The sequence below is a fragment of the Streptomyces sp. NPDC002181 genome, assembly GCF_042890485.1.
In the GTDB taxonomy this organism is placed as follows: Bacteria; Actinomycetota; Actinomycetes; order Streptomycetales; family Streptomycetaceae; genus Streptomyces.
In genome coordinates this window covers 143,919-156,916 of the sequence record NZ_JBIASC010000007.1, presented here as the reverse complement: position 1 = coordinate 156,916, position 12,998 = coordinate 143,919, and the positions used below count along the sequence as shown (strand labels likewise).

Annotated in this window: 1 protein-coding gene (only partly in view); it reads right to left on the bottom strand. The window is 72.9% G+C overall.

What is annotated here, in order from left to right; all coding sequences use genetic code 11:
• Positions 1-12,998, bottom strand: partial view of an SDR family NAD(P)-dependent oxidoreductase gene (locus tag ACFYXV_RS19410; RefSeq protein ID WP_389383567.1) — the 3' portion only. It continues 3,505 nt past the right edge of the window; 12,998 of the gene's 16,503 nt are visible here — the last part of the coding sequence; its start codon lies beyond the right edge, outside the window; its stop codon occupies positions 1-3.

The window sequence follows — 12,998 nt, the reverse complement described above, 5'->3', positions numbered from 1 at the left end:
CTACTGCTGCTGTTCGAGCGAGGTCAGCCACTCCTCGACGACACCGGCCGTGACCGGCGCGTCCTGCTCGATCATGCTGAAGTGGTTCGTCGGCAGGGTCCGGTGCGCGTGCCGGTCCTCCCACGGCTTCGCCGCCCAGCTGTCGTCCTCGGGCTCCGCGCCGCTCGGGTCGGGCATGAAGGGCTTCTCCGCTCCGACGAACAGCACCGGCGCCTCCACCGAGGTGAGCTCGAACTTCGGCACGAGGTCGAAGTAGCAGGCCATGGCCGACAGCACGGTGCTGTCGAACATGCCGTACTCCGAGTCCTTGCCGACCAGCGCCATCGCGAGCTGCTTCATCAGCTCGTTCGAGTCGCCGTTGCCGGTGTCCACCCGGTAGGTGTCGAGCAGCACGACACCGGCCGGCTTCACGCCCATCTCCCGCTCCAGGTACGCCGCCACCTCGTGGGCGATGATGCCGCCGGCCGAGTAGCCGACCAGCGCGAAGGGCTCGCCCTCCGCCGTCTCGAGGATGCTGCGCGCGAAGGTCTCGATCACGGTGGGGACCGAGGTCGGCAGGCTCTCCCCGGCCGCGAACCCCTGGGTCGGCAGTGCGCTCACCTTGCGGACGCCGCGGAACGGCGCGGCGAAGCGGGCGTGCTGCTGGGGTCCGGCCGTGGCCATCGGCGAACTGACGCAGATGAGGCGGATCCGGCCCGGGCCGTCGGCGAGCCGCACGCCCGCCGGCACCCGGCCGAGGTCCTCGACCGTGTCGAACCGCGGCCGCAGGGCCACCACCGCGCGCAGCAGGTCGAAGCCCTGGACGACCTGGCCCGAGAGGACCGCGCCGCGGAACATCTCGGTCAGCGTCTCCGAGGGACGGTTCTGCCCACCGGGCTGGACGGACGCCTCCGCCACGGGGGCCGAGCCGTCCAGGTGACCGGCCAGGTCCTCGACGAGCTGGCGGGCCAGCCCGGCCGGGTTCTTGCTGTCGAAGACCACCATGGGCGGCAGCCGAAGCCCGGTCGCGGAGACCAGGGTGTTGCGCAGTTCCATCGCGGCCAGCGAGTCGAATCCCGCCTCAAGGAAGTCCCGCTCCGGGTCGACGGCCGAGGCGTCCGCGTAACCGAGTGCGGTCGCCGCGTGCCGCAGGACGAGCTCCACGAGGACCTGCTCCTGCTCGGCCCCGGTGAGCGGGGCGAGCTGCCTGCGCAGCGCGCCCGGATCGTCGCCGCCCGCCGCTGCCCGCCGCTTGGTGGCGGGCACCAGCCCGCGCAGCAGCGCCGGCAGACCGTCACCGCGGCCGCGCAGACCCTGCGGGTCGACCTTCAGCGGGACGAGCGTGGCGTGCTCCGTGGTCAGCGCCGCGTCGAAGGCGGCGAGGCCGTCCGCGACGGGCAGCGCGGGCAGGCCCTGGCGCTTCATGCGCTCGCGGTCGGCGTCGGTCAGCCACTGGGACAGACCGGTGTCCGCGTCCCACAGGCCGTAGGCGAGCGAGGTGGCGGGCAGGCCCAGCGAGCGGCGGTGGGCGGCGAACGCGTCCAGGAAGACGTTGGCCGCGGCGTACCCGCCCTGGCCGGCCGCCATCACCAGGCCGCCGGAGGAGGAGAAGACCACGAAGGCGGCGAGGTCGAGGCCGGACGTCAGCTCGTGCAGGTGCCAGACGGCGTCCGCCTTCGGCCGCAGCGACACCTCCACCTGGTCCGGTGTGAGCGTGGAGACGAGGCCGTTGTGGGCGGTACCGGCGGCGTGTACGACCGCGGTGAGCGGGTGTTCGGGGTCGATGCCGGCGAGGAGGGCGGCGAGGCTGTCGCGGTCGGAGACGTCGCAGGCCGCGATGGTGGCCCGGGCGCCCAGTGCGGCGAGTTCGTCGCGCAGTTCGGCGGAGCCGGGGGCGTCGAGGCCGCGCCGGCTGGTGAGCAGCAGGTGACGTACGCCGTGCTCGGCGACCAGGTGGCGGGCGACGAGCGCACCCAGACCACCCGTACCACCGGTCACCAGCACCGTACCCCCGGGACCGAAGACGGGCTCCTGCGGGGTCTGCGCGGGTGCGGGCACCCGGACCAGCCTCGGCAGCAGCACCTGTCCGCCGCGCACCGCCAGTTCGGGTTCGCCGACCGTGACCGCGGCGGACAGCAGCCGCTCGGACGCCTCGGTCCCGTCGGTGTCGACGAGGACGAACCGTCCGGGGTTCTCGGCCTGCGCGGCCCGTACGAGGCCCCAGACCGGGGCCTGATCGAGCGCGGTGGCGGCTCCGGACGTCACCAGGGCCAGGGACGAGGAGACGAACACCTCGTCGGCCAGCCACTGCTGGAGCAGCTCCAGCGCCTCGAAGGTCCGGGAACGCACGGCCGACAGCACGTCGTCCCCGGCCGCGGTCCCGGAGCCGATCCGGGCGATCACGGTGTCCGGCGCCGTGATGGTGCCGTCGGCGATCGCCGCCGCCAGCTCGGCGATCCCGGCGAAGGCCGGTGCGTCGAGGGCGGGTTCCGGTGCTCCGAGGACGGCGACGGTCCCGCCGGCCGCCGCGGCGGAAGCCGGGGCCGCGATCCAGTCGACTCGCAGCAGCGAGTCCCGTCGCGCGCCGCCGCCGAACGCCTCCGGGGCGGCCTCGCGCAGGTCGAGTGCCGCCACGTGGGCCACGGGGGCACCGGACGGGTCGGCCAGTTCCAGCGTCACCGTCTGCGGTCCGGTCGGCGCGATGCGGACGCGTACGGCCCTGGCACCGGTCGCCTGGAGCGTCACCCCGCCCCAGGAGAAGGGCAGCAGGGTCTGGCCGCCCTCGTCGTCCTCACGCAGGCCGGCGAGCGGCATCACGTGCATGGCCGAGTCCAGCAGGGCCGGGTCGATCCCGAAGGCCGCGGCGGGCGCCTCCTCGGGCAGGGCGGCTTCGGCGAACAGCTCGTCGCCGCGCCGCCAGGCGGCCTGGATGCCCTGGAACAGGGGGCCGTAGTTGTAGCCGTACTCCACGAGCGTCTCGTACGCGCCGTCGACGTCGACGACCTTGGCGTCGGCGGGCGGCCACTGGGAGAAGTCGTACGAGGGCGCCGGGCGCCGGCCGGTCCCCAGGTGTCCTTCGGCGTGCTGGACCCACGGCTCGTCCAGGCCTTCGGTACGGGAGTGAATGGTGATGTTGCGGGCGCCGGACTCGTCCGGGCCGCCGACGGCGACCTGGAGCGCGACACCACGCTCGTCAGCGAGCACCAGCGGTGCCTGGAGCGTCAGTTCCTCGACGCTGTCGCAGCCGACGTGCTCGGCGACGCCGAGCGCCAGGTCCACGAAAGCGGCTCCGGGCAGCAGCACGTTGCCCAGCACGTCGTGGTCGGCCACCCAACGGTGGGTACCGGCCGCGAGCCGGCCGGTGAAGACGAACCCGTCGGTGTCGGGCAGCGCCACCACGGCGCTGAGCAGCGGGTGGTCGATCGAGTCGAGCCCCATGGCGCCGGGGCTCGTGCCGGGGTCGTCACCGAGGTGCCAGAAGTACTGGCGCTGGAAGGCGTAGGTGGGCAGGTCGACGCGGCGGGCACCGGTGCCCGCGAAGAACGCCGTCCAGTCGACGGCGGTGCCGCGGACGTGAAGCTGGCCGAGGGCGGTCAGCAGCGCCGCAGCCTCCGGACGGTCCTTGCGGACCGCCGGGACGGTCAGGACGTTGTCCCCTTCCAGGGACTGCTGAGCCATCGCAGACAGCACACCGTCCGGACCCAGCTCGAAGAACCGGGAAACGCCTTCCGCCTCAAGGAACCGAACACCGTCGGAGAACCGCACCGCCTCACGCACATGGCGGACCCAGTACTCGGGACTCGACAGCTCCTCACCCGCGAGGGTGCCGGTCACGTTCGAGACGACCGGGATGGCCGGCTGACCGTAGGTCAGACCCTCGGCGATCGCCCGGAACTCGTCGAGCATCGGCTCCATCAGCGGCGAGTGGAACGCGTGCGACACCTTCAGACGGCTCGTCTTGCGACCCTGCGCCTCGAAGTGCGCACCGATCGCCAGCGCAGCAGCCTCCTCACCGGAAACCACGATGGACGACGGCCCGTTGACCGCAGCGATCGACACACCGTCGGTCAGCAGCGAGAGGACTTCCTCCTCGGTCGCCTGGACGGCGACCATCGCGCCACCCGCAGGCAGCGCCTGCATCAGACGACCACGAGCCACCACCAGACGGGCCGCGTCCTCCAGCGACAGCACCCCCGAGACGTGAGCTGCCGCCAACTCACCAACCGAGTGACCGGCCAGGAAGTCCGCATGAACCCCCCACGCCTCCACCAGACGGAACAGAGCGACCTCAACAGCGAACAGAGCGGGCTGCGAGAACTCCGTCTGGTTCAGAGCATCCGCATCCTCACCCCAGACCACGTCCCGCAACGGACGCGAGAGGTGCCCGTCCAGCTCGCCCGCGACCGCGTCGAACGCGGCGGCGAACACCGGGAACGCGGCGTGCAGCTCACGGCCCATACCGATGCGCTGCGCACCCTGACCCGTGAACAAGAAGGCGGTACGAGACGTCGAACGACGGGCCGAAACCGCACCACGGCCGGCAGCCACAGCCGCCAGACCCCGCACCAGCTCCTCACGGTCCTCACCGACCACCACCGCACGGTGATCGTGGACCGTACGCCCGGTCGCCAGGGAGTACGCCACGTCCAGCGGGTCCAACTCCCCGCGCTCCCCGACGTGCGCCAGCAGCCGCTCCGCCTGGGCCGCCAGGCCCTCGGCGGAAGCTGCGGACACCAGCCACGGCACGAGACCGCCGTCCTTCGCCGCGTCCGCCTGCGGGCCGTCCTCGGCGACCTGCTCGATGATGACGTGCGCATTGGTACCGCTGATGCCGAACGAGGAGACACCGGCCCGGCGCGGACGCCCCAGCTCCGGCCACTCCCGCGACTCGGCGAGCAGCTCTACGTCACCCGACTGCCAGTCGACGGCCGGCGAGGGCTCGTCGAGGTGCAGGGTCTTGGGCATCACGCCGTTCCGCATCGACTGGATCACCTTGATGATGCCCGCGACACCGGCGGCGGCCTGCGTGTGGCCGATGTTGGACTTCAGCGAACCCAGCCACAGCGGCTGTCCTTCCGGCCGCTCCTGGCCGTAGGTGGCGAGCAGCGCCTGCGCCTCGATCGGGTCACCGAGCGTGGTGCCGGTGCCGTGCGCCTCCACCAGGTCCACGTCCGCCGTCGACAGCCCGGCCGAGGCGAGCGCCTGCCGGATCACCCGCCGCTGGGCCGGTCCGTTGGGGGCGGTGAGGCCGTTGCTCGCACCGTCCTGGTTGACGGCCGAACCACGCACCACCGCCAGCACCGGATGCCCGTTGCGGCGCGCGTCCGACAACCGCTCCACGAGCAGCATGCCGACGCCCTCGCCCCATCCGGTGCCGTCCGCGCCCGCCCCGAAGGACTTGCAGCGGCCGTCGGGAGCAAGGCCGCGCTGGCGGCTGAACTCGACGAACACGTCCGGGGTGGCCATCACAGCCACACCGCCGGCGAGGGCCATCGAGCATTCACCGGTGCGCAGCGCCTGGATGGCCCAGTGCAGGGCGACCAGCGAGGACGAGCAGGCCGTGTCGACCGTGACGGCCGGGCCTTCCAGCCCGAAGACGTAGGAGAGCCGGCCGGAGGCGATCGATCCGGTGTTGTTGTTGTCCGCGTAGTCGTGGTACATCATGCCGGCGAACACGCCGGTGGAGCTGCCCCGCAGCGTCGCCGGGTCGATGCCCGCCCGCTCGAAGACCTCCCACGAGGCCTCCAGCAGCAGACGCTGCTGCGGATCCATGTAGAGCGCCTCGTTCGGGCTGATCCCGAAGAACGCCGGGTCGAAGTGCGCGGCGTCGTGCAGGAATCCGCCTTCGCGGGTGTACGTCCGGTTCGCCTTGCCGGGTTCGGGGTCGTAGACGTCGGGGTCCCAGCCGCGGTCGGTCGGGAACTCGGTCACGCCGTCGATGCCGTTCGCGACGAGGTGCCACAGGTCTTCGGGCGATTCGACTCCGCCGGGGTAGCGGCAGGCCATCGACACGATCGCGATCGGGTCGTCGTCCAGCACCGCCAGGGCGGCGACGGTGTCGCTGCCCTCGACGGATCCGGTCAGCTCGGCCGCCAGGTGGTCGGCGACCGCTTCGGAGGTCGGGTAGTCGAACACCAGGGTCGGCGAGAGGCGCAGACCGGAGAGCTCGTTGAGGCGGTTGCGCAGTTCGACGGCCGCGAGGGAGTCGAAGCCCAGCTCGTTGAAGGCGCGTCCGGCCTCGACGGCGTCGGCGGACGCGTGGCCGAGCACCTCGGCGACCTGGCCGCGTACGAGGTCCAGCAGCAGTCGTCCGCGTTCGCCGGCCGGCAGCGCCGAGAGACGCGCACCGAGCGAGGACTCGCCCCCGCCCGAGCGGGCCGCCTGGCGGACGGGGATCCGGACCAGGCCGCGCAGGACCGGCAGGACGAATCCCGACGCGGCCTGGGCACGCAGGGCGGCCAGGTCGAGCTGGAGGAGCACGACGTGCGCCGCCGGGGAGCCGAGCGCCCGGTCGAAGAGCGCGAGGCCCTCGTCGACGGAGAGCGGCGGGAAGCCCTGGCGCTTGAGCCGGGCCACGGAGGCGGCGTCCAGCTCACCGCCCATGCCGAAACCGGTGTCCCACAGGCCCCAGGCCATGGAGACGGCGGGCAGGCCGGCCGCCCTGCGCTGGGCCGCGAGGGTGTCGAGGAAGCCGTTGGCCGCCGTGTAGTTGGCCTGTCCGGCGCCGCCGAAGGTGCCGGCGATGGAGGAGAAGAACACGAAGGCGGACAGGTCCATGCCGCGGGTGAGTTCGTGCAGGTGCCAGGCCGCGTCGGCCTTCGGCGCCAGCACGGTGTCGAACCGCTCCGGCGTCAGAGCGCCCAGGACACCGTCGTCCAGGACACCGGCCGAATGGACCACACCCGTCAGCGGATGCTCCGCCGGCACCGCCGCCAGGACCGCCGCCAGCGCCTCACGGTCGGAGACGTCACACGCGACGACGGTGACCTGCGCACCGGATGCGCCGAGCTCCTCGCGGAGTTCGGCGGCGCCCGGAGCGGCGAGACCCCGGCGGCTGGTCAGCAGCAGGTGCCGCACGCCGTACTCGGCGACCAGGTGGCGGGCGAACAGCGCGCCCAGACCACTCGTACCGCCGGTGACCAGCACCGTGCCCTCGGCGTCGAAGCTGACGTCGGAGGCGGTGTCGGCCGCGGCCCGGGCCAGTCGGGGCACCAGTGCCTCGCCGGCCCGCAGCGCGACGTCGGACTCGCCGCCGGCCACCACGGCCGCCAGCACCCGGAGCGACTCGGCCGAGCCGTCCACGTCCACGAGCGCGAAGCGGTCAGGGTTCTCGCTCTGCGCGGCCCGCACCAGACCGCGCACGGCGGCCACGGACAGGGCGTCCACGCAGATCTCGCCGGGCTCTCCCGCGGTTCCGGTGAGCGCCGCGTTGCGGGTCACCACCACCAGCTGGGAGTCGGCGAAGCGCTCGTCCTCAAGCCAGTTCTGTACGACGTCCAGCGCACGGTGGACGCCGTCGCGCATGCCGGCGACCGCGTCGCCGTCGGCGCGCACGGAGATCGGATAGACCACCCGCTCCGGGGCGGGGGTTCCCGCGTCGACCTGGTCCGCGAGGGCCGCCAGGTCCGCGTACCGGGTGCCCGCGAAGCCGTCGACGAGGTCGCCGTCGGGGCCGATCACGCTCCAGCCCGAGTCCTGTGAGCCGTCCGCCACGGTGACGGGAACGCGAGCCCACCGGACCTCGTACGAGCCCTGGTTGCGTTCGCTGCCCGCGGCGGCGAGCTGCTGGGCGGAGACCTCGCGGGCCACCAGCGAGGACACCGTGAGGACGGGCCGGCCGGTCCGGTCCGCGACAAAGAGCGCCGTGCCGGTGCCGGGGCCGTCCGTCTCCTGAGGTGATACGCGGACGCGCAGGGCGGTTCCGCCCACCGAGTGCAGCTCGACGCCGTTCCATGCGAACGGGACCAGGGTGCGGTCGTCCTCGCTGTCCGCGGCGACGAGGTTCACGTGCAGGGCGGCGTCCAGCAGGGCGGGGTGCAGGCCGAACTTCGCCGCGTCGCCGTGGGCCGCCTCGGGCAGCTCCACGTCGGCGAACAGCTCGTCGCCGTTGCGCCAAGCGGCCTTGAGGCCCTGGAAGACGGGGCCGTAGTGGTAACCGGACTCGCGCAGCCATGCGTACGCGCCCTCGACGTCGATCGGCGTCGCGGCCGCGGGCGGCCAGGCGGCGAGGTCGAAGGAGGGGGCGTCCGTCGGCGCCGTGAGCACACCGGTAGCGTGCAGGGTCCACGGCAGTTCGGCGTCCTGCGCCTCCTCGGAGCGGGAGTGGATGCTCAGGCTCCGCGCGCCGGAGGCCTCCGGGGCGCCGACGGCGACCTGCAGGGCGACGCCGCCGCGCTCGGGGAGGACGAGCGGGGCGTGCAGCGTGAGCTCCTCGACCCGTCCGCAACCGACCTGGTCACCGGCGCGCACGGCGAGTTCGACGAACGCCGTGCCCGGCAGCAGCAGGCTGCCCAGCACCTCGTGGTCGGCCAGCCAGCGCTGCGTACCGGCCGCGAGGCGACCGGTGAGGACGACGGAGTCGTTCTCGGGCGAGGCGAGGGCGGCGCTGAGGATCGGGTGGTCCACCGGCTCAAGGCCGGCCGCGCCCAGGTCGGCGGTTCCGCCGGGGAGGGAGTCCTGCCAGTAGCGGGTCCGCTGGAAGGCGTAAGTGGGCAGGTCGACGCGGCGGGCACCGGTGCCCGCGAAGAACGCCGTCCAGTCGACGGCGGTGCCGCGGACGTGGAGCTGCCCGAGGGCGGTCAGCAGCGCCGCAGCCTCCGGACGGTCCTTTCGCACCGCCGGAACGGTCAGGACGTTCTCGCCTTCCAGGGACTGCTGAGCCATCGCAGACAGCACACCGTCCGGGCCCAGCTCGAAGAACCGCGAGACCCCTTCGGCCTCAAGGAAACGGACCCCGTCGGAGAACCGCACCGCCTCACGCACATGCCGCACCCAGTACTCGGGAGTGGACAGCTCCTCACCCGCGAGGGTGCCGGTCACATTCGAGACGACCGGGATCCGAGCAGTGCCGTAGCGCAGCTCCTCAGCAACGGTCCGGAACTCGTCGAGCATCGGCTCCATGAGCGGCGAGTGGAAAGCGTGCGACACCTTCAGACGGCTCGTCTTGCGACCCTGCGCCTCGAAGTGCGCACCGATCGCCAGTGCGGCAGCCTCGTCACCGGAGACGACCACCGAAGACGGTCCGTTGACCGCAGCGATCGAGACGCCGTCAACCAGGTGCGGGAGGACTTCCTCCTCCGTCGCCTGAATGGCGACCATCGCACCACCTGACGGCAGCGCCTGCATCAGACGACCACGAGCCACCACCAGACGCGCAGCGTCCCCCAGCGACAGCACCCCCGAGACGTGAGCTGCGGCCAGCTCGCCCACCGAGTGACCGGCGAGGAAGTCCGGACGGACTCCCCAGGCCTCCACCAGACGGAACAGAGCCACCTCAACAGCGAACAGAGCGGGCTGGGAGAACTCCGTCTGGTTCAGAGCATCCGCGTCCACACCCCAGACCACGTCCCGCAACGGACGCGAGAGGTGCCCGTCCAGCTCACCCGCCACCGCATCGAAGGCGGCAGCGAACACCGGGAACGCCCCATACAGCTCACGGCCCATACCGATGCGCTGCGCACCCTGACCCGTGAACAAGAAGGCGGTACGAGACGCCGAACGACGGGCCGAAACCGCACCGCGGCCGGCAGCCACAGCCGCCAGACCCCGCACCAGCTCCTCACGATCCTCACCGACCACCACCGCACGGTGGTCCAACAACGACCGGCCGGACGCGAGCGAGTACGCCACATCCAGCGCATCCAGGGCGTCGTCGGCCTCCACGTGCGCCAGCAGCCGCTCCGCCTGGGCCGCCAGACCCTCGGCGGTCTTGGCGGACAGGATCCAGGGCGTCACGCCCGTGGCAGCGGTCTCGACCGGAACCCGCTCGTCCTCGGCGACGTGCTCGACGATCACGTGGACGTTGGTGCCGCTGATGCCGAAGGAGGAGACACCGGCGCGGCGCGGACGCCCCAGCTCCGGCCACTCCCGCGCCTCGGCGAGCAGCTCTACGTCACCCGACTCCCAGTCCACCTGCTCTGACGGCGCGTCCACGTGCAGGGTCTTGGGCAGGACACCGTGACGCATCGCCTCGACGACCTTGATGATGCCCGCCACACCCGCAGCGGCCTGGGCGTGGCCGATGTTCGACTTCAGCGAACCCAGCCACAGCGGCCGGCCCTCCTCGCGGCCCTGGCCGTAGGTGGCCAGCAGCGCCTGCGCCTCGATCGGGTCACCCAGCGTGGTACCGGTGCCGTGCGCTTCCACCAGGTCCACGTCCGCCGTCGACAGCCCGGCCGAGGCAAGCGCCTGCCGGATCACCCTCCGCTGCGAAGGACCGTTGGGGGCGAAGAAGCCGTTGCTCGCGCCGTCCTGGTTGACGGCCGAACCACGCACCACCGCCAGCACCGGATGCCCGTTGCGGCGCGCGTCCGACAACCGCTCCACGAGGAGGATGCCGACGCCCTCGCTCCAGCCGGTGCCGTCCGCCGCGTCCGCGAAGGACTTGGAGCGGCCGTTCGGGGCCAGACCGAGCTGGCGGCTGAACTCGACGAGCATTTCCGGGGTGGCCATGACGGCCACACCGCCGGCGAGCGCCATCGAGCACTCCCCCGCGCGCAGCGCCTGGATCGCCCAGTGCAGGGCGACCAGCGACGAGGAGCACGCCGTGTCGACCGTCACCGCCGGGCCCTCCAGCCCCAGCGTGTAGGCGATGCGGCCGGAGACGAGGCTGCCGCCGCTGGTGCTGCCGCCGCCGTGCCCCATCCCGTAGTCGTGGTACATCAGTCCGGCGAACACGCCGGTGGAGCTGCCGCGTAGCGCGTCGGGGTCGATTCCGGCCCGCTCCAGGGCCTCCCAGGACGCTTCCAGCAGCAGCCGCTGCTGCGGGTCCATGGCGAGGGCCTCGCTGGGCGAGATGCCGAAGAAGCCGGCGTCGAAATCGGCCGCGTCGTGCAGGAAGCCGCCCTGGTTCACGTACGACTTGCCCGGCTTTCCGGGCTCGGGGTCGTACACGTCCGGGTCCCAGCCGCGGTCGGTCGGGAAGTCCGCGATGGCGTCGACGCCGTTCGCGACGAGCTTCCACAGGTCCTCGGGGGAAGCGACGCCGCCCGGGTAGCGGCAGGCCATCGACACGATCGCGATGGGCTCGTCGTCGTTGCGTACGCCGACGGGCGCGAGAGCCGCTGCGGACGACTCCTCGGTGCCCTCGAAGGCCTCGTCGATGTGCTGGGCGACGGCCTGGGAGTTCGGGTAGTCGAACAGAAGGGTGGCGGGCAGGCGCAGGCCGGTCTCCGCGTTGAGCACGTTGCGCAGTTCGACGGCGGCGAGGGAGTCGAAGCCCAGTTCCTGGAACGCGCGGTCCGCTTCGATGGCGTCACCGGACGGGTAGCCGAGCAGGTTGGCGACGTGCCCGCGGACCAGCTCCAGCAGGATGCGGGACCGGTCTTCGGCGCTGCGGCCGGCGAGCCGTCCGGCCAGGGCCGGGGCACCGCCTTCGCCCTGGCCGCTCGCCACTTGGCGTACGGGGGTCCGTACGAGGCCGCGCAGCAGGGAGTGGAGGTCACCGGCACGGGCCCGCAGGGCGGTGGTGTCGATGCGCAGCGCCACGAGGACGGCCGGCGAGGCCGGAGCCTCGAACAGGGCCGCGTCCACGGCGGACAGGCCCTCCTCCGCGGTGAGCGGCGGGAACCCCTGCCGCTTGAGGCGGACGAGGTCGGCTTCGCCGAGGTACGCGCCGAGGCCGGCGTCCACGCCCCAGAGCCCGTATTCGAGCGAGGTGGCGGGAAGGCCCGCGGCCCGGCGGTGGACGGCCAGGGCGTCCAGGAAGACGTTGGCGGTGGCGTACGCGGCCTGTCCCGCGGCGAAGATGGTGCCGCCCGCGGAGGAGAACAGCACGAATGCGGAGAGGTCGAGGTCGCGGGTGAGCTCGTGCAGGTGCCAGGCGGCGTCGGCCTTCGGCGCGAGCACGGCCTCGAACTCGTCCTCGGTCAGACCGGTGACGACACCGTTGTAGGCGACACCGGCGGCGTGTACGACCGCGGTGAGCGGGTGTTCGGGGTCGATGCCGGCGAGGAGGGCGGCGAGGCTGTCGCGGTCGGAGACGTCGCAGGCCGCGATGGTGGCCCGGGCGCCCAGTGCGGCGAGTTCGTCGCGCAGTTCGGCGGCGCCGGGGGCGTCGAGGCCGCGCCGGCTGGTGAGCAGCAGGTGACGTACGCCGTGCTCGGCGACCAGGTGGCGGGCGACGAGCGCACCCAGACCACCCGTACCACCGGTCACCAGCACCGTACCCCCGGGGGCGAGCGCGGCGCCCTCCTGCGGTGCCGCGACGGCGGCCCGGGCGAGGCGGGGTGCCCGTACTTCGCCGCCGCGCAGCGCGATCTCGGGCTCGCCGCGATCGAGGGCGGCCGCGAGGACGCGGGCGGACTCCTCGGTGCCGTCGGTGTCGACGAGGACGAACCGTCCGGGGTTCTCGGCCTGCGCGGCACGCAGCAGTCCCCAGACGGGGGCGAGGACGGTGTCGATGCCCTCGGTGTCGGCCACCGCGACGGCGCCCCGGGTGAGGACGGCGAGGCGGTGGGAGGCGTAGCGCTCGTCGGCGAGCCAGGCCTGCACGGCGGCGAGGGTCTCGTAGGCGACGGACCGGAGGTTCGCGAGAACGTCGCCGGACGGTGCCACCGGCTGCCAGACGACGGTCTCCGGGAGGGTCTCGCCGGAGTCGAGGGCCGCGGCGACGGCGGAGAGGCTGTCGTGGACGACCACCTCGGTGGCGGGACCGCCGGTGGCGGGCAGCAGGGTCCAGTCGATGCGGAACATGTGCTGCTGGCGGGCGGCCGAGCGGGCGAGTTCGAGCTGCTCGGAGGAGACCGGCCGGGAGACCAGTGCCTCGACGTGGACCACGGGCCGGCCGGCCGCGTCGGCCG